Below are 18,160 nucleotides of genomic sequence, written 5' to 3' on the forward strand. Positions count from 1 at the left end.
CATAAATTTATGGAATTTAAATCAATTTTATTTTAAAATGAACTAAATTGATTGCTTATTTTTTTAGAGTTAGGTAATACATAATACTAAGGAGGGGAAATTATGATGAATCAAGAGGTAACCCAAACTTTTTGTGCAAGTGAAATAGCAGCGTATTTTATTCATAAGAGTACCCCTAACACTGAAAATAGTATTACAAACCTCAAATTACAAAAGATATTGTACTATGCACAAGGCTTTCATAGAGCCTTAACTGGTGAGAATTTATTTCATGATAAAGTTGAAGCTTGGGTTCATGGGCCAGTAGTTCCTACTGTATATAGAAACTATAAAAAATATAATTTTAGAGATATAATCCCTGAGAATTCTCCAGAGCCAACTCAATTAGACGACAATGTTGAAAATTTTTTAAATGAAATATGGGATTTATTTAAAGATTATTCAGGTAAGGATTTAGAGAAGAAGACGCACAAAGAATCCCCCTGGTTAAATGCTAGAAATGGGTTACCTGATTTTGTTTATTCTAACACTGAGATATCTGTTGAAGACATTGCTAGTTATTTCAGAGATAATTATATTGTAGATTAGGGTGACTAATTAACTAGTCGCCCTAGTTTTTATTAAAAGGGGATAAGCTGTTAAATGGATATATTTTATGAAGATATTTTTTATTTATTAAGAATAATAATACCTCTCAGTTTTACTGTTTACATATTTGCTTATAATGAGAGGAAAGAAATATCATACTCAACAGTGAACAAAGATTTTTTAAGCATTAATAAGATTTATATATTAGTTTCAATAATATTATTTATGCTAATAATGATCCACCAACATTATAACTTCGTCCCTCACCTAGTTATTATAATGATGATAGTATCATGGGTCTTTCTCTTGGTTCTTGCGTATATAAATATATTAAAATCAATTAACTTATATGGCGTTTTGGATAGATATAGTAAACAGTTCAAATCAAATAAAAAGAAAATTATTAAAAATTTAAATAAAATTAATGATATACAAATTTACGAGGAGCTAAATGAAAACGCTAGTAATAACTATCACGAAATTAATAATGTTGAAAAACTTTTGAACAAAATAACTGAGAATAATAACATAATCTATCAAACAATGCTTTCTAAATTAAAATATAATTTATCAACTGACTTTAATGAATCCTACGAAAAATACATTAATGAAATTATAACAACAATTGATGACTTCAATGCCGAACATTTAGAAAAACTGCTCATTGTTTATGGCGATACATATTATAAGTTCTACTCATCAACTTTAAAAAAAAACAAACTGTTATTAAATCATGCGGTAGTAAACAATTACAGTGATATAGTAGAGAAAGTTATAGCATCCTTGTCAAAACTATCACCTAATGTTGTAAATGTTGCTAGCATTGAAACTGGAGAATTTATCAAAAAAGGTAACAACAAATTAATTAATGAGTATTTAACTAATATTTTTGAAGCAATAGAAATATTAGAGAATAAAAGTAGCACGGATGTTAATAACTTAGTTAAACTTGTTGCTCAAAAAGAAGAACAATCTAAGTTTTATATTGAATCAAAGGACCTTATCAATTTATCTTTAGCTACAATTTTATTATCCATTGAAAAAAATAACACTAAAATGCTAACAGATATGACGAACAGTCTTCTAGAGGCAACTTATACTAACAAAGAAAATAAAACTAAACAGTTATTAAATCAAAAAATCAAATTTGAAGATAGCTTAGATCATCATTTTAATATTATACGTAAAAACATAAGGCTTGCTGACATTCTAATTCTCTCTATAATAAAATCTATCGAATTGAGCCATTATAGGTGTGCTGGTTTTTTAGTTAAAGTACTATGTAAGGAAGTTCATCCTAAATATATTAAGAATTCTATCATAAAGTTTGTTGATGAGTACGAAAAGAGTGGTTTCCCAGCTACAGTTGATAGTGTGAGTAGCTTGGAAATGGAGTTTAACAATACAAAAACAAACTTTAATTTTAGTAAATTCTCTTATGAATATTGCTTACAAAAAAGCATTATGATGATTTATGTACAACAAGAGTATCTTGAAAGGAATAACTTAATGAAACATAATTATAAGGGTGCTGAAAAGATAGAGGTTCATAATGTAATTACTGATATTTCCCAACTTTCGTACTTAAGGGAAAAAATTACTGACCTTCATAAGGAATATGGTATGTTATCTTTGAAAAGAACTAATATGGAATCAAATAATAATTATGTAGAACAGCCTTACTAAAGGCTGTTCTTTTCTTAAAAAACTCATAATAGATTGATCAAATATATCGACCTATGAGTAAAGTGCCGAGGCACAAAAGGAGACTATTAATGAACACTAAACACATCATTTTCGACATGGACGGAACTTTATTTCAAACAGACAAAATACTAGAGTTTGCACTTGATGATACTTTTAATGACTTACGCTTGCGAGGGTTATGGGAAGGAGACACGCCAATAGAACAATACCGTTCAATTATGGGTGTGCCATTGCCTAAAGTATGGGAGGCGTTACTTCCGAACCAATCAGAGAGTATAAGGCAAGAAGTTGATCAAATGTTTCTGAATAAGCTTTTGGTCAATATTAGAGCTGGCAATGGGGCGTTATACCCTAATGTAGTAGAGACGTTGAGTCGTTTAAAAGAACAGGGGTATTCCATATTTATCGCGAGTAATGGATTAGTAGAATACTTGAATACGATTGTGGAGGTTTATGAGCTAGATCGTTTTGTTACTGAAGTTTTCAGCATTGAACAGATTACTTCTCTAGATAAGGCTGACTTGGTTCGTGAAATAGTATCGAAGTATAACATTCAAAGTGGTGTAGTCGTTGGTGATCGTTTATCAGATATTAAGGCTGCCAAGGCTAATGAGTTATATTCTGTTGGTTGCCGGTTTGACTTTGCTAAAGAGGAAGAACTAGCTCAAGCAGATGTTGTTATAGATGATATGAAGGATGTTATGGAGAAGCTTTCTGAATCACTGTGATTTGATCCCCCCTTATACAAAAAGTGCCAACCAGGTATTTTTATGGTGAAATAATAGTAGACAGATAGTTGCAGAGGGAGTGGTTCATGTGAAGTTTTTGAAAAACATCGACTCTAATGACATTTGCCTTACATTAGCACAACGGGTCTTATTTTAATTATTTGTTCAGTGATTCTTCCTGTTCCAGTCATTATGTTAGTTCAAGATTTATTGTTTTTCTCTTATGATCAAACGTCTTTCATTCGTCCACAAGAGGCTTACTTAGGTTTTGGAGGCGCGATGCTTTTAATTGCTCTTATTCTTTTCTCGTTTTTATTTACGAAAATGTATTATGACAAAAAAGATAAAGAATACCATTTAACAGTTGTGCATTTAGTTTTGTTTGTTGTTAGTATTGTTCTTTTAATTCTACCAATCTATCATTATCACTATTTCGACGACCAAGGGGTTCATAGTAATACGTATTGGACGTTTTCTGAGGAAAGTATTGCTTGGGAAGACATAACGGAAGTTTCTCGTGAAGTTAATGAAGAAGATTATGCTGTGTTGTCTTATACGTTTTCAAGCGATGAACAATCGATAACGGTTCCTTTTGATTACTCAGACAACGATACGAACCGGACGATTAATTATGCGGTTGAAGCTTTAGATTGGGACGTTGAAGATGTCTTTGTAGAAAGTTAATAGCTATTTAGAAAGCTCTAAACGGTGTGTCATGTTTAGGGCTTTTTTTCTGGTTTAAATGAAGGTTCTTCTAAATTTGATAACGAATATTATTTACCATGGGGGTGTAACGACAATGTCAAAGTTGTTACTTGTGACAGTGTTTTTGCTACTGACTGCTTGTGGAGTTGGGACAACAGGTACTCACCCGTATGCAGGAGAATTAGAGAAAGCTGAAGGGTACGATGAAGAAGTTCCGTATAGTTTTAAAATGCCAACCTCACTTCCATTCGAGTTAGATGAGATCTTCATTTTGGAAATGGGTGAGGATGAAATCGAAATCGTTTCATCTGATCGGTATATGTTTGATGTCGTTCTTCGTGGTGATGATCCTGAAGAAGAGCATTTAATTGTGATGATTCATAACCATGGAAGTGTTGAAAATACACAAGGTCAAAATGAAGAACAGCTGACATTAAGTGATGGAGGGGACGCAAAGTATTTCTATAATGGAGCGTCACAAATATTAGTTTGGGACGATGACGGTTTAATGTATCAAATAGCTATTTACGTAGATAACGAAGAAAGGTATTCGGTGGAAGAGTTAGTTGAAGTTGCTGAGTCGTTTGAGGCGTATTAAATAAAAAGAGAGGTGCAGAGCTGAGCTGCGCCTCTCTTTTTTACTTTAGGGTTTTATTTCCTTCTTGATCTAGATGGATAACTCCATATTCCTTAACGGTTTTTATTGTTCTACTACCGATTGGTTATGAGTACCTCCTTTAAATCTGCGCTACAATTACCAAATTAAGTGGAAGAATATCTTTTTACTTTAATTGATTAGTTTATTTCAATGCAAAAATGTCCCTTCACCCCTGGCATAATAGGGATTTACAATTTCTTAACTTTATCTTTACATCAACTTTACAGACTTTTTGACAAACTCCCTTTATGATGAATTTGTAAGTTAATCAATAGAGAATTCCTAAGGGGGATAATCAAAATGAGAAAAATGTCAAAGCTTTTTATTCTATCAATCTTAACTTTATTACTTGTTGTGTTGGTAGCCTGTGGGTCTGAAGGAGAAACAGACGCTGAAGCGGCTGATCAAAACGACAACAATCAGGAAGCAACTAACAAAAACCTTGAAGGTAGTGTTGTTATTGATGGGTCTGGGACAGTTTATCCGCTCATGGCTAGATTAGCTGAAGAATATATGATTAACGAACAACAAGGTGTTTCAGTTGAAGTAAGCCGTTCTGGAACAAGCGCGGGCTTTGAGAAGTTTTTAGTTGAAAACGGTACTGACTTTAACGATGCATCACGTGAAATTAAAGATGAAGAAATAGAAAAAGCTGAGGAAGTAGGAATTGATGTTAAAGAACTAAAGGTAGCACTTGATGGTTTAACAATCGTTATTAACCCAGAAAACGATTTTGCTACTGAATTAACTGAAGAACAAGTTATAGATATCTTTTTAGGTGAATATACAACTTGGTCAGATATAAACTCAGACTGGCCAGATGAAGAAATTCAAACTTATGGTCCAAATGAAAACCATGGAACTTACGAGTTTTTCTATGAAGTTATTTTAGAAGAACAAGATTTAGTAGACGAGACCAATTTACAACAAGAATACTCAACATTAGTCACACTAGTCTCAGAAGATGAGAACGCCATCGGTTTCTTCGGGTTTGGTTATTATGATAACAATAAAGATCAAGTAAAAGCCGTTGAGATTGACTTTGGTGATGGGCCAGTTACACCATCACTTGAAACCATTGCTGAAGATGGAGATTATGCCAACTTCACACGTCCAGTGTTTACTTACTTAAATGTGAATAACGCACAAGAAAAAGACCAAGTACTAGATTATGCAATTTGGGTAATGGAAAATATAAATAATTTTGCTGGGGAGACTGGTTTTGCACCACTTCCTGATGATGAAACTGAACAATTAACAAGCGAACTTAAAGAATTAGAATAATATCTATTTATACTAGAGTGAGGGCTTATTCGTTCTCACTTTAGTATGCTTTTAAAGGGAGTAAGTAGTCCCTTGGCCGGTATATGTCTGACTTGCCAACTAGCAAGTGCTTTTTACTGAAAGGAGGAATCTATCATGACATCCAACAGCGAAGCGCGTAAAAGTACTGTTTCTGTCAGAGAGATGATTGAAAAGAAGAAAGCTACAAAAATATTATCTAAGTTTAAAGAAAAACTTGTACCTATGACTCTATTTCTATTTGCTATGGTATCGATTTTGACAACATTTGGTATTATTTATACTTTGTTTAGTGAAACAGTTGAATTCTTTAAACGCGTGCCTATAACGGACTTCTTTACAGGTACTGTGCTTAGGCCATTAAGCCAAAACCCTGAGTTTGGCGTTTTACCATTAATCAATGGGACATTGATTTCATCAATTATCGCAATGTTAGTCGCTGGCCCTATAGGACTTATGGCAGCTGTTTATTTAAGTGAATACGCATCTGATAGAGTTAGGCGTGTACTTAAGCCACTGCTTGAAATTTTAGCAGGGATCCCAACCGTTGTATATGGATTCTTTGCCTTCACTTTTGTTACACCAATCATTCGCTCAGTTTGGCCTGACGTGGATGCGACCAATATTTTAAGCCCTGGAATTGTTATGGGAATTATGATTATTCCAATGGTTGCTTCTTTATCAGAAGATGCTATGTCTTCTGTTCCTAAATCTATGCGTGAAGGGGCATTTGCATTGGGGGCCACACCTTTAGAATCAACATTTAAAGTAGTCATTCCAGCTGCTTTATCAGGAATTATTGCATCCTTTATTCTTGGTATTTCCCGTGCGATTGGTGAGACGATGATTGTGACAATCGCTAGTGGAAGCTCAAAGAACTTTACGTTTGATGTTACTGAATCCATGCAAACAATGACCGCATATATCGTCGAAGTAGCCGGTGGTGACGCACCTGCGGGATCAACAATTTATTTTAGTTTGTATGCCGTTGCTATGACGCTATTTGTTTTCACATTACTGATGAATTTATTAGCACGTTATGTCTCTCGTAAGTTTAGGGAGGAATACTAACATGAAATATATGGATATCAATCAAGTGCAAAAAAAGATGAATACACGGATTATTAAAAATAACATCCTTAAATATATATTTTTTATTGCAACGACTTTTGGATTAATTGTTTTAGCGGTCCTGTTATTAAGAGTAATCACTCAAGGAATAGGCTTTATTGATATTAACTTCTTGACTAGTAAATTATCTACAGATGCTAATCGTGCTGGAATTATGGGGGCTATTCTCGGTACCTGTGGCTTATGGCTGTTGTCATTCCAGTAACGGTTATTATTGGAATTGGAACGGCCTTATATTTAGAACTTTATATAAAGAGAGGAAGTATTCAATCCATTATCCAAACCAATATTGCCAATTTAGCAGGTGTTCCATCAATTGTTTACGGAATACTCGGATTAACAGTTTTTGTTCGCGCGATGGACTTCGGTAATATTGTTTTAGCGGGCGGTTTAACATTATCCCTACTGATCTTACCAATTGTGATCGTCGCCGCCCAAGAGGCTGTCCGTTCTGTTCCTCAGCATTTAAGCGAGGCTTCATATGGGATGGGAGCAACAAAATGGCAAACAATTAGACGAATTATATTGCCAGCAGCTTTACCAGGGATATTGACAGGTTCTATTTTAGCTTTATCACGGGCTATTGGTGAGACAGCACCTCTAACTGTTATAGGTATCCCGGCATTACTTATGGCCCATCCAGGAGGTATTTTCGATAAATTCACTGCCTTACCAATGCAAATTTACTATTGGACGCTTGATTCATCATTAGTTGATGAATATGCAAACTTAGCTGCTGCTACTATTATTGTTTTATTATTACTTCTGTTTATTTTAAATTCTGTTGCGGTGTTAATCCGTAACAAGTTTCAACAACGTTTATAATTGAGGAGTGAAAATTATGAGTTTAACAATGATTAAAAAACCAGAAACCTCAAACCGAACTATTCCTAATACAAGCAAAAATATTGTTTTTGATACAGACGATCTTAATTTATGGTACGGCGACACACACGCATTAAAAAATATTAATCTTTCTATAAATGAAAAAGAGGTTACTGCAATCATTGGACCATCTGGTTGTGGTAAATCAACATTCATAAAAACGTTAAATCGTATGGTTGAGATGGTACCGAGTGTACGAACATCTGGTGATATTAAGTACAATGAAAAGAGTATTTTAGAAAAATCTTTTAGAGTAGAAGAATTACGTACACGCGTTGGAATGGTTTTTCAGAAACCAAACCCTTTTCCTAAATCTATTTATGAAAATGTCGCTTATGGTCCAAAAATACACGGTATTCGTAACAAAAAAGTATTAGATGAGATTGTTGAAAAAAGCTTACGTGATGCATTTATTTGGGATGAAGTTAAAGACCGTTTAAAAGAAAATGCATATGGGTTGTCAGGTGGACAGCAACAACGCCTTTGCATTGCTCGTACACTGGCCATCGAACCAGATGTTCTTTTAATGGATGAACCAACATCAGCGCTTGATCCGATCTCAACATTAAAAGTAGAAGAGCTTGTTCAAAAATTAAAAGAGGACTACAGTATTGTTATTGTGACACACAACATGCAACAAGCCGCTCGTATTTCAGATCAAACTGCCTTTTTCTTAAACGGTGAAGTCGTTGAGTTTGATGAAACTGAAAAATTATTTTCAAACCCATCCGACCAAAGAACGGAAGATTATATCACGGGCCGTTTCGGTTAAAAATTAACCTAGAGAGGAGTTTGTGCTATGGTAAGGGAAAATTTTGAAGATAAATTACAGGTGTTAAAAGAGCAAGTTTTAAAAATGAGTGAAACTGTGAAAGCCTCTTTATCAAAGTCTCTAATCGCATTGGAACAACAAAATGTGCAACAAGCACAAGAAGTGATAAATGGAGATAAAGAAATTAATGCTATAGAAGATGATATTAACGATCAGGCGGTATGGCTTATAGCTAAGGAACAACCTGTTGCTAAGGATTTACGCCGTTTAGTGATTACATTAAAGGTGACTAACGACATTGAACGAATAGGTGACCTGGCTGTAAACATCGCAAAATCAGTCGAACGAATTGAGAATGATCAACTTCCTGAAGAAGAAAAGCAACAAATACTTACAAACGCATCAGTCGTTGAGAAAATGATTGACCTTGTGGAAGAGGCTTATATAAAAGAAGATGTGGAAAAAGCTTTTGAAATTGGCCGTATAGATGACCAGGTGGATCACCAACATGGAGATTCCATTGAAAAGTTGTTAATGTATATGACTCAACACCCTAATGAAATTACAGCTATTACCCAATTAGCATTCATCAGTCGATACCTTGAACGTGCAGCAGATCATGTAACAAATATTGCTGAAGGAATTATTTATTTAGTGAAAGGGAAACACGTTGACTTAAACGCATAACCTCCTACTTGATATAAATTCATAGTTACCCCCCCTAATAAGTGAACTCTTGCCAAATGCAAGGGTTCTCTTTACATAATTTAGATAGAGATGTACTCCTAAAAATAAAGGTTTAAATAATTTAATATAGAAATAATTTTATAGGGGAGGGTGTGTATGTTTTGGATGAAATTATTATTAATGACAATGATCTTAGTACTTAGTGCTTGCGGGAGTGAGGCAACCAACTCTCATCCTTATGCAGGAGAGTTAGAAGAAGAGGAATACTATGATGAAGAGGCACCGTTTGATTTTAAAGTGCCAACGTCACTACCGTTTGAGGTAGAAGAAACATATATTAGAAAAATGGGAGAAGATGAAAGTGCAGATGCTTCAACCGATCGTTATGTCTTAATAGTCGGCTTTCAAGGCAATGATTCTCAAGCAGATCACCTCATTGTCGGTGTTCAAAATGAGGGAGATGAAGAAGATACACAAGATTTAACTGAAGAGCAGGTCTCGTTGAGTGATGGAAAAGAAGCGCAGTATTTCTATGATGAGTCCTTACAAGTTTTAGTGTGGGATGAAGATGAGTTAACGTATCAAGTTTCGGTTTCAACAGGTGATGAGTATTCGGTGGAAGAATTAATAGACGTAGCGGATTCGTTTGAGACGTACTAAGTAAAAAGAGGTGCGGAGATTGCACCTCATTTGTTATGCTAGTCGATTTTATTCCCATTTTGATCTAGAATGTGGACCTCTTTTGAGAAGTTCAATTCTTCAAGAATTTCTTCATGATCATTAAAAATGTCGGTAACCATTTCGTTAATTATGTAGGCTAACTTAACATCCCTTTGTTCAGATGGGTTGATCGTAGTCGGTATTGTCATGCCCTCTGAAGAATCATACACAATATCTTCACCAGCTTCTGCAAAAACCTTAAAGTTCTGCAGTTGTTTACCTATATTGACTATCATTTGATTAACTTGCTGATGAGCTTCATCCTGGCTAATACTTGTTGTGGCGGTCTCTTCAGTTTCTTGAGAGTTGAGTGTGATTGATAGTGTAATCATAAGAAAAGCTATAATGGTTAAGCCTGTAATTCCTTTTTTCATGCTGTATCCCCCCCTTAATAAGAACAGTATGTCCATTTAAAGATTTTTATGAACGATACAAGCTGAGTACTACAGTTTTGATTGAATTCTTATAGTGATAAAATAATATATACGCATAAACAGAATGAGGGATTTGATGAAGAAGACAGGTTTAGTTTTAGAAGGTGGCGGCAGTCGTGGAGTGTATACTGCTGGCGTGCTACGTTATATGATGGAACATGATTTATATATTCCTTATACGATTGGAGTCTCCGCTGGGGCGTGTAACGGCTCTTCGTATATTGCGCGTCAAATGGATCGTAATCGTCAAGTGAATATCGACTTTGTAGAGCATCCAGATTATTTGTCACTTCGAAATTATATTAAGAAGCGTCAGTTGTTTGGGATGGACTTTCTCTTTGATACGCTTCCGAATCAGCTTGCTCCGTTTGATTATGGGACGTTTAATAAAGCTGAAGAGAATTTCGTTGCTGGTGTGACAGATTGTATGACAGGTGAAGCGCTGTACTATAACAAATCAGATTATGCTGATGATATGGTGACGTTGCTTCGCGCATCAAGCTCGCTTCCGTTAGTGGCGCCTGTTGTGGAGTATGAAGGTCGACCACTTATGGATGGTGGAATTGCAGATCCGATTCCTGTGCGACAGTCAGAGCGCGATGGTAATAAAAAGAATGTCGTTGTTCTAACAAAAGCTCGAGGTTATTATAAGAAGCCGCAATCATTTAGTTGGTATATACGTCGAAAGTATCGGGATTATCCTGGATTGCTCAAGGCATTAGATAGGCGTCATGAAGTGTACAATGACACGTTGCAATACATTTTTGATGAAGAAAAAAAAGGAAATGTATTGGTAATCAGTCCTTCTGAAGAGATGAAAGTTGGACGTGTAGAACGTAATAAAGAAAAGTTAACAGCCTTATATAATTTGGGCTATGAAGATGCGAAGAACGTCATCAGCCCGTTGAAAGAATTTGTAGCTACGCCTTAAAAGGTGTAGCTTTTTAATTTCTACCAAAAAATTCCGAAAAAGTGTTGCAATTTTTAAAATAATCACATAAACTGTTTTATAACAGTACAACAAATGAATAAACTGTTATACATAAGGAGGGGTGAAACGTGAACAGACCTTATTGCCCAGAGTGTGGAAAGCAAGTGGATGAAAGAAGTTATTCGTTAGAGTGTGCTTACTGCTTATCTAAAAAAGATGAGTAATTTTTTTGGAGTTACTGTTATATAACAAGAATTAATTTTATGAGTTGTGTTAATACAGAGGAAAAGGGAGGCTTCTCGTTTTGGTTACAAAAGTAGATGGTTTTGACGTAAGGGGCGATCGAGTTGATCGGATTGAAGAAATTTTAACAGAAGAAGCGGTTGAATTTCTAGTGAAGTTACACCGTCATTTTGATGAGCGAAGGCAAAATTTATTGGGCTTAAGAAAGGAAAGGCAAAAACAGTTGAACGAAGGGCAGTCGCTTAACTTTTTGTGTGATACAGATGAAATTCGCCAAGGCGACTGGACGGTCAATCCGATTCCTGAAGACTTACAAGACCGACGCGTAGAAATTACAGGTCCGGTTGATCGGAAAATGGTTATAAACGCCTTGAATTCAGGGGCAAAGACGTTTATGGCTGACTTTGAAGATGCGACAGCACCTACATGGGAAAATGTCATGAACGGCCAAGTTAATTTAAAAGATGCAATTCGTCGTGAAATTGACTTTACGGGAGATAACGGCAAGCACTATCAATTAACTGATGACCCAGCTGTTTTGATCGTCAGACCTCGTGGTTGGCACTTGAATGAAGCGCATGTCGAAGTGGACGGTAAGCCAATGTCAGGTAGTTTATTTGATTTTGGACTATATTTCTTCCACAACGCTAGTGAGTTGATCAGTCGTGGCTCTGGCCCATACTTTTATTTACCGAAGTTAGAAAATCATCTTGAGGCGAAACTTTGGAACGATGTGTTTGTTTTCGCTCAAGGGTACCTTGGAATTCCTAAAGGCACAGTTAAGGCGACAGTCTTAATCGAGACGCTTACAGCAGCTTTTGAAATGGATGAAATTTTGTATGAGTTGCGTGAGCATTCAGCGGGGTTAAATTGCGGGCGTTGGGATTACATTTTTAGTGCGATTAAAAATTTCCAAAATCATGAGAGCGTTCTTTTGCCAGATCGAGTCGATGTCACGATGGAAGTACCGTTCATGCGAGCATATTCACTACTTACGATTCAAACGTGTCATAAGCGCCAAGCACCTGCGATTGGTGGCATGGCGGCACAAATTCCAGTTAAAGGTGACGATACGAAAAATGAAGCGGCTTTTAACAAAGTGCAAGCTGATAAATTGCGTGAAGTTCAGGATGGTCACGACGGCACGTGGGTGGCGCACCCAGCGATGGTGCCACTGGCGAAGGAAGTTTTCGATAAGCATATGGAAACGCCGAATCAAATTTATGTGAAACGTGAGGATGTCGATGTGTCACGCGACGATCTGCTTGATTTCCCAGAAGGCGACATTACGTTAGATGGCTTAATGACGAACATTACAGTTGGCATTCAGTATATCGCTGCTTGGTTGAAAGGTCGTGGTGCTGAGCCGTTAAATCATTTAATGGAAGATGCGGCAACAGCAGAGATTTCGCGAGCGCAAGTGTGGCAGTGGATTAATCACCCTGAAGGAAAGCTTCGAGACGGTGAGAAAATTACAGCTCAGTTTGTTGAAAGTTTAGTTCCAGAACAGTTACGAAATGAAGAGCCAGAAGCCACGGACATTTTCTTAAATTTAATTAAGGATGAACGCTTTGTTGAATTTTTAACTATTCCAGCTTATGAGTATATTTTAAAAGGAGGCGTCAAACATGACGGATAATCGAGTAGAACAAATTAAGAAAGATTGGCAAGAGAACTTAAGATGGGTAGGTGTTGAGCGTCCATACTCAGCAGAAGAAGTCGTGAAGCTGAAAGGAAGCCTTGATATTGAACACACTTTAGCAAAACGTGGATCAGAAAAGTTGTGGAAGCTCATTAATGAAGAAGATTACATTAATGCTTTAGGCGCGCTTACAGGTAATCAGGCCGTTCAACAAGTTAAAGCAGGACTTAAAGCGATCTATTTAAGTGGTTGGCAGTCTCAGCTGATGCGAACTTATCGGGTCAAATGTATCCAGACCAAAGCTTGTATCCAGCAAACAGTGTGCCGAATGTCGTAAAGCGTATTAACCAAGCGCTTCAACGTGCAGATCAAATTCATCATGCAGAAGGTGATGATTCAATTGACTGGTTTGCGCCAATTGTAGCGGATGCAGAAGCTGGTTTTGGTGGTCAGCTGAATGTATTTGAACTGATGAAAGGTATGATTGAATCAGGTGCTTCCGCTGTACACTTTGAAGATCAGCTTTCTTCAGAAAAGAAATGTGGTCACTTAGGCGGTAAAGTGTTGTTGCCGACACAGAATGCGGTTCGCAACTTAGTCTCAGCACGTCTAGCAGCAGATGTGATGGGCACACCAACAGTTATTATCGCACGTACGGATGCGAATGCTGCAGACTTAATTACAAGTGACGTTGACCCTTATGATGAGCCGTTCTTAACAGGTGAAAGAACAGTGGAAGGTTTCTATCGTACGAAGCCAGGCATTGATCAAGCAATTTCAAGAGGTTTAGCTTACGCGCCATATGCAGACCTGTTATGGTGTGAGACTGCCGAGCCTGATTTAGAAGAGGCGAAGCGTTTTGCGGATGCCATCCATGAGAAATACCCGAATAAACTACTCGCTTACAACTGTTCACCTTCATTTAATTGGAAGAAAAAGCTCAATGACGAAGAGATCGCCAACTTCCAAAAAGAGCTTGGTAAGATGGGTTACAAATTCCAATTCGTCACATTAGCTGGATTCCACGCGCTAAACAACAGCATGTTCGACCTTGCGCGTAAGTATAAAGATGAAGGTATGAAAGCTTACTCAGAGCTACAACAAGAAGAATTCGCTGCAGAACAATACGGCTACACCGCAACTCGCCACCAACGCGAAGTCGGTACAGGTTACTTTGACGAAGTCGCACAAGTCATCTCAGGTGGAACTTCGTCTACAACAGCATTGACTGGGTCGACAGAAGAAGAGCAGTTTACCAAATCATGAAACTTATAAGGAAGGTCCAGCTTAGCGCTGGACCTTTTTTCTGAGTGTGCATGGAATTAAGCGAACGCTCAATTAATTAGGCGTTCGCCTGAAAAATATGGATTTCGCCTAATTATTTATAATTTCGCTTAATTATTAATGAAGTTCGGTAAGTTGAAAAAATCCAGCCATCACGGCTGGATTTTTCCCCTTTTGATTATCCAATCTCAATAACAATTTTCCCTTTAGCATGGTGCGTTTCGCTTAGTTCGTGTGCTTCTTTTAGCCCTTGTTCTGAAAACGGGAACGTGTGACCAATAATTGGTTTAAGCTTTCCGTCTTCCATTAGTTGAGCGAGCTTACGCATTTGGTCACCATCTGGCTCGATAAAGACGAATCCCACTTTAACGTTGTGCTCCTGACCTTTTTCCTCACTAGGCGGTTGAGCGATCGATACTAACGTGCCGCCATCTTTCAACACGTCGAAGCTTCTCTCTTGGATGTCGCCACCTAATGCATCAAGCACGACATCATAATCTTCTAACACGTCATAAAAGTTTTCCTTCTTATAATCAATGACCTCATCAGCACCTAGTGACTGTAAAAACTCCACATTCTTTGTGCTTGCTGTCGTTGCAACGTAAGCACCAGCATTTTTCGCTAATTGAATCGCCATCACGCCAACACCACCAGCACCAGCGTGAACTAACACTTTTTGTCCTTCTTGAAGATCGGCAAAATCAAACAGACATTGCCAAGCTGTTAACGCCGTTAGCGGTACTGAAGCGGCTTCGTTAAAGCTAATATTTTCAGGAATATGTGCTAAAATGTCAGCTTCCGTTACGATGTATTCAGCGTAAGTGCCGCGATTCGTTAACTGCGGGCGAGTGAATACACGATCGCCTACTTTAAAATCTGTTACACCTTCACCGACTTCTTCAACAACACCAGCAGAATCCCAACCTAAAATAAGCGGGAACTCCATAGGTACCATCTCTTTTAAATACCCTTCACGTAACTTCCAATCGATTGGATTAATCGAAGTGGCATGCTGCTTCACTAACACTTGGCCATCACCTGGAGTGGGCTTCGTGACCTCTTGTTCTTGTAATTGTTCTTTTCTACCATATTCATTAATGACGATTGCTTTCATCAAGATCACCTCTTTATAAAGTTGGCTATATGTCTATTGTAAGGTTGAATTATTATTTTAAACAAATAATATGATTGAGTAGATTCGGTATGAGCGCTGATAAATTTGTGTGAACGCTGATAAACTTCTTGTGAGCGCTGATAAATTTGTTCGAACGCCGATAAAAGTTATGCGAGCGCTGATAAAATCCCGTGAGCGCCGATAAAAGTTATGCGAGCGCCGATAAATTTACGTGAGTGAACGCCAAAATCGGGTGTGAGAACGCCAAAAAATTGAGCGAGCGCCAGAAAAAATCCGCGAACGCCAAAATCCCCCACCCAAACGCCAAATCCTCAACCAAACTTAATAGATTTCCAAATCCCTATTTACTAAAAATTCAAATTGCTTTATGGTATTATTCTAATAAAGGAGTGATTCGATGAAGCATGGAAACCATACCATTCATAAACATTGCCACCATACAGTGTGGGACAACAGCCTAGAGCCAGTCATGTCGGTCAAGCCGGGTGTGAGTGTGAATTTCGAAGTGCATGATGCATCAGGTGGGTAGTTGTCCCCAAAGTCAACTTCACAAGATGTCCCAAACTTAGATTTTAGTAAAGTAAATCCTGTGACTGGTCCTGTTTACGTAGAAGGGGCTGAGCCAGGTGATACGTTAGAGGTTGAGATTGAACATTTCGGTACGATGAGTTGGGGATGGACTGCGATTATTCCAGGTTTCGGCCTGCTCAATGAACAGTTTGAAGATCCTTACTTAAAAGTATGGGATTTAAATAACCAAAACATCGCAGAGTTCGCTGATGGCATTGAGGTCCCAACGAAACCCTTTCCTGGGACGATTGGCGTTGCCCTGCCTGAAGCGGGTGAGCATAGCGTCGTACCTCCACGGGAGAACGGCGGCAACATGGACATTCGCCATTTAACGAAAGGGACGCGTCTACTCTTACCAGTTTGGGTAGAAGGTGCACTATTTTCAGTCGGTGATACACATGCTGCACAAGGTGACGGAGAAGTATGCGGAACAGCAATCGAAGCACCGATGGAAATCCAATTAAAATTTAAACTGCACAAAGGAAAAACAATTCAAGAGCCACGCTTCATTACACCAGGTCCACTGACAACTGGGCTAGATGAACAAGGTTATTACGTGACGACAGGCCATAGTGATGATCTCATGGTCGCGTCAAAAAAAGCGGTTGAATACATGATCGAGCATTTAAGTGAAACGTATGGTTTAAGTGACCAAGAAGCTTATGCGTTATCAAGTGTTGCGGTCGATTTAAAGATTAGCGAGATCGTCGACGTACCGAACTATTTAGTATCAGCTTACTTGCCGCAAAAGATATTTAAGTAACTTTAGAGGGTGAAAAAATGAGCGTTCTGTTTCGAGTGGAGTTGTATGCAAAAGATATTAAGAAGTCACTAACATTTTATCAAGACATTGTCGGTTTAGAACTTTTTGGTAGGAACGAGCAATGTCTCAGGTTCAATTACGACTGCTTCTCACTATTAATCACTTCTGAAGCTGTCTTGAGCGACGATCATTATTTTAACAGTCGAGCCAAAAGCGACGTTAAAGGGAATGGCTTTGAGTTAATAGTCGTTGTTGACCGATTGGAAGAAGTCTATCAACGCTGTTTGGATCATGACCTTTTGATTGAGGAAGAGGTTGAAACTTATCCGTGGGGAATGAAGAGGGTTTAAAATAGCTGACCCTGATGGTTATTTTATTCGAATAACATCTGAATAATCAAAACGCCTCGAATAAAATTTCGGGGCGTTTTTTACATAAGCTTAGACATATAATACTCATCCACATATGCTCCATCAATAAACAACGAATCTCTTTTTCGTGCCTTCAATCTCAAATCCCATCTTCTTATACAAGGATACACCAGCTTCATTACTAACAACTGTGGTTAACTCTAATCGATGGATCTCGCCCTTAGTAGCCCAACGCTCTAATTCACTTATAAGGCCAGTCCCAATTCCATGCCCTCTATAACCTTGCAGCACGCCTAGAACGATGTATGCAGAGTGTTTATTCCTTCTCGCATTTCCACCCATAGCAAGCAGGTAACCAACGAGTTCATCGTCAACTTCCGCAACAAGAATCGTAGAGTTTGTCTTTTCTAGGAAACTTTCAATCATCTTTTCTTGATGGTCTTGACTAATTTTTCGCTCACCGGGCTCCCACAACATATACTCGGAAGATTCGTCGACTTGTTGTATGAGTGAGGATAAGTCTTTTGCGTCATTTAAATGTATCTCTCGAATGTTCATCTACGATCACTCCTCCTTGCCCCACTTAACTCACCGTCTCTAAAAACCTTTCAAGCTGGTTCAATAGATTAAAGTAAGTGTTAGTCATGCCGAGTATTTGGCTATCAATAGAGCCTTTCGTTGAAAACATCTTTGCGTTGTAGAGTGGTTCTTGGAGTTTTGATTCAGCTATTCTAAAATAGTCTTTTAAGTTGTTAAACTCAGTCTCTTGCTCTTCTGTAAGTTCAATATCAAAGTCGCGTTCGATATTAATGAGTGCATCATAGCCCCGACTTATTCGGTCGTGAAGCTCCGCAAAATCAGATCGGGTAATCTTATCATCTGTTATGATCGTCTCAGCCTCTTT

At 37.6% G+C, this 18,160-nt stretch carries 17 protein-coding genes and 3 pseudogenes; 16 read left to right on the forward strand and 4 right to left on the reverse strand.

Going from position 1 to position 18,160, the window contains the following annotated elements:
- Nucleotides 1-102 precede the first annotated feature (102 nt).
- The 11 genes and pseudogenes from A194_RS0106845 (at nucleotide 103) to A194_RS0106895 (ending at nucleotide 9,823) form a co-directional block, all read left to right on the forward strand.
- The gene (locus A194_RS0106845; RefSeq protein ID WP_017186115.1) at nucleotides 103-588 is read left to right on the forward strand and encodes a Panacea domain-containing protein; all 486 of its coding nucleotides are present in this window, start codon (nucleotides 103-105) and stop codon (nucleotides 586-588) included.
- 306 nt (nucleotides 589-894) lie between these two features.
- The gene (locus A194_RS0106850) at nucleotides 895-2,274 is read left to right on the forward strand and encodes a hypothetical protein (protein ID WP_157783033.1); all 1,380 of its coding nucleotides are present in this window, start codon (nucleotides 895-897) and stop codon (nucleotides 2,272-2,274) included.
- Nucleotides 2,275-2,363: 89 nt separating this feature from the next.
- A complete protein-coding gene (locus tag A194_RS0106855; protein ID WP_017186117.1) occupies nucleotides 2,364-3,023 on the forward strand; it encodes an HAD hydrolase-like protein in 660 nt (219 codons plus the stop codon).
- Nucleotides 3,024-3,146: 123 nt separating this feature from the next.
- Entirely contained in the window at nucleotides 3,147-3,707 is a 561-nt protein-coding gene (locus A194_RS0106860) for a hypothetical protein (RefSeq protein WP_017186118.1), read from the forward strand.
- Between the two features lie 115 nt (nucleotides 3,708-3,822).
- Entirely contained in the window at nucleotides 3,823-4,326 is a 504-nt protein-coding gene (locus A194_RS0106865) for a hypothetical protein (protein ID WP_017186119.1), read from the forward strand.
- 360 nt (nucleotides 4,327-4,686) lie between these two features.
- Nucleotides 4,687-5,670, forward strand: coding sequence for a PstS family phosphate ABC transporter substrate-binding protein (locus tag A194_RS0106870; RefSeq protein WP_017186120.1), 984 nt, complete (start codon nucleotides 4,687-4,689; stop codon nucleotides 5,668-5,670).
- 135 nt (nucleotides 5,671-5,805) lie between these two features.
- Nucleotides 5,806-6,759 carry a phosphate ABC transporter permease subunit PstC gene (pstC, locus tag A194_RS0106875; RefSeq protein WP_017186121.1) on the forward strand — a complete coding sequence of 318 codons (954 nt, stop codon included), beginning with the start codon at nucleotides 5,806-5,808 and terminating at the stop codon, nucleotides 6,757-6,759.
- A 1-nt stretch (nucleotide 6,760) separates the two neighbouring features.
- Nucleotides 6,761-7,644: pseudogene (gene pstA, locus A194_RS17670) on the forward strand (phosphate ABC transporter permease PstA).
- Between the two features lie 16 nt (nucleotides 7,645-7,660).
- Nucleotides 7,661-8,476 carry a phosphate ABC transporter ATP-binding protein PstB gene (gene pstB / locus A194_RS0106885; protein WP_017186122.1) on the forward strand — a complete coding sequence of 272 codons (816 nt, stop codon included), beginning with the start codon at nucleotides 7,661-7,663 and terminating at the stop codon, nucleotides 8,474-8,476.
- A 27-nt stretch (nucleotides 8,477-8,503) separates the two neighbouring features.
- The gene (gene phoU / locus A194_RS0106890) at nucleotides 8,504-9,163 is read left to right on the forward strand and encodes a phosphate signaling complex protein PhoU (RefSeq protein WP_017186123.1); all 660 of its coding nucleotides are present in this window, start codon (nucleotides 8,504-8,506) and stop codon (nucleotides 9,161-9,163) included.
- 156 nt (nucleotides 9,164-9,319) lie between these two features.
- Nucleotides 9,320-9,823, forward strand: a complete 504-nt coding sequence (locus A194_RS0106895; RefSeq protein ID WP_017186124.1) for a hypothetical protein — start codon at nucleotides 9,320-9,322, stop codon at nucleotides 9,821-9,823.
- 38 nt (nucleotides 9,824-9,861) lie between these two features.
- Here the strand turns inward: A194_RS0106895 and A194_RS0106900 are convergent, their stop codons facing one another.
- Nucleotides 9,862-10,257, reverse strand: a complete 396-nt coding sequence (locus A194_RS0106900) for a hypothetical protein (protein ID WP_017186125.1) — start codon at nucleotides 10,255-10,257, stop codon at nucleotides 9,862-9,864.
- 136 nt (nucleotides 10,258-10,393) lie between these two features.
- On the opposite strand from A194_RS0106900, the gene A194_RS0106905 reads away from it, so the two are divergent.
- From A194_RS0106905 to aceA, 3 genes and pseudogenes are all read left to right on the forward strand, one after another.
- Nucleotides 10,394-11,248, forward strand: a complete 855-nt coding sequence (locus A194_RS0106905; RefSeq protein WP_017186126.1) for a patatin-like phospholipase family protein — start codon at nucleotides 10,394-10,396, stop codon at nucleotides 11,246-11,248.
- Nucleotides 11,249-11,552: 304 nt separating this feature from the next.
- Nucleotides 11,553-13,130, forward strand: a complete 1,578-nt coding sequence (gene aceB / locus A194_RS0106910) for a malate synthase A (RefSeq protein WP_017186127.1) — start codon at nucleotides 11,553-11,555, stop codon at nucleotides 13,128-13,130.
- Nucleotides 13,120-14,399 (forward strand): annotated as a pseudogene (gene aceA / locus A194_RS17675) (isocitrate lyase). Before aceB ends, aceA begins: the two are co-directional and overlap by 11 nt.
- A gap of 196 nt (nucleotides 14,400-14,595) precedes the next feature.
- Here the strand turns inward: aceA and A194_RS0106920 are convergent.
- The gene (locus tag A194_RS0106920; protein WP_017186128.1) at nucleotides 14,596-15,531 is read right to left on the reverse strand and encodes an NADP-dependent oxidoreductase; all 936 of its coding nucleotides are present in this window, start codon (nucleotides 15,529-15,531) and stop codon (nucleotides 14,596-14,598) included.
- A 550-nt stretch (nucleotides 15,532-16,081) separates the two neighbouring features.
- Here A194_RS0106920 and A194_RS17680 point away from each other — a divergent pair.
- Nucleotides 16,082-16,885 (forward strand): acetamidase/formamidase family protein, encoded by an 804-nt coding sequence (locus A194_RS17680; RefSeq protein ID WP_017186130.1) that lies wholly within the window; start codon nucleotides 16,082-16,084, stop codon nucleotides 16,883-16,885.
- A 17-nt stretch (nucleotides 16,886-16,902) separates the two neighbouring features.
- Nucleotides 16,903-17,281 (forward strand): annotated as a pseudogene (locus A194_RS17685) (VOC family protein).
- Nucleotides 17,282-17,358: 77 nt separating this feature from the next.
- Here the strand turns inward: A194_RS17685 and A194_RS17690 are convergent.
- Entirely contained in the window at nucleotides 17,359-17,814 is a 456-nt protein-coding gene (locus A194_RS17690) for a GNAT family N-acetyltransferase (RefSeq protein WP_017186132.1), read from the reverse strand.
- A 25-nt stretch (nucleotides 17,815-17,839) separates the two neighbouring features.
- A partial coding sequence (locus tag A194_RS17695; RefSeq protein WP_040402456.1) for a hypothetical protein occupies nucleotides 17,840-18,160 on the reverse strand: 321 nt, incomplete at its 5' end.

It is taken from the genome of Alkalibacillus haloalkaliphilus C5, assembly GCF_000269905.1.
Taxonomy (GTDB): Bacteria; Bacillota; Bacilli; order Bacillales; family Alkalibacillaceae; genus Alkalibacillus; species Alkalibacillus haloalkaliphilus_A.

Excerpts from the sequence above, each read along its gene's own strand:
- A194_RS17690 (WP_017186132.1), bottom strand. The coding sequence starts at position 17,814 with ATGAACATTCGAGAGATACATTTAAATGACGCAAAAGACTTATCCTCA.
- A194_RS0106870 (WP_017186120.1), top strand. The coding sequence starts at position 4,687 with ATGAGAAAAATGTCAAAGCTTTTTATTCTATCAATCTTAACTTTATTA.
- A194_RS0106895 (WP_017186124.1), top strand. The coding sequence starts at position 9,320 with ATGTTTTGGATGAAATTATTATTAATGACAATGATCTTAGTACTTAGT.
- A194_RS0106865 (WP_017186119.1), top strand. The coding sequence starts at position 3,823 with ATGTCAAAGTTGTTACTTGTGACAGTGTTTTTGCTACTGACTGCTTGT.
- phoU (WP_017186123.1), top strand. The coding sequence starts at position 8,504 with ATGGTAAGGGAAAATTTTGAAGATAAATTACAGGTGTTAAAAGAGCAA.
- A194_RS0106855 (WP_017186117.1), top strand. The coding sequence starts at position 2,364 with ATGAACACTAAACACATCATTTTCGACATGGACGGAACTTTATTTCAA.
- A194_RS0106920 (WP_017186128.1), bottom strand. The coding sequence starts at position 15,531 with ATGAAAGCAATCGTCATTAATGAATATGGTAGAAAAGAACAATTACAA.
- pstC (WP_017186121.1), top strand. The coding sequence starts at position 5,806 with ATGACATCCAACAGCGAAGCGCGTAAAAGTACTGTTTCTGTCAGAGAG.
- pstB (WP_017186122.1), top strand. The coding sequence starts at position 7,661 with ATGAGTTTAACAATGATTAAAAAACCAGAAACCTCAAACCGAACTATT.
- A194_RS0106905 (WP_017186126.1), top strand. The coding sequence starts at position 10,394 with ATGAAGAAGACAGGTTTAGTTTTAGAAGGTGGCGGCAGTCGTGGAGTG.
- A194_RS0106845 (WP_017186115.1), top strand. The coding sequence starts at position 103 with ATGATGAATCAAGAGGTAACCCAAACTTTTTGTGCAAGTGAAATAGCA.
- A194_RS0106900 (WP_017186125.1), bottom strand. The coding sequence starts at position 10,257 with ATGAAAAAAGGAATTACAGGCTTAACCATTATAGCTTTTCTTATGATT.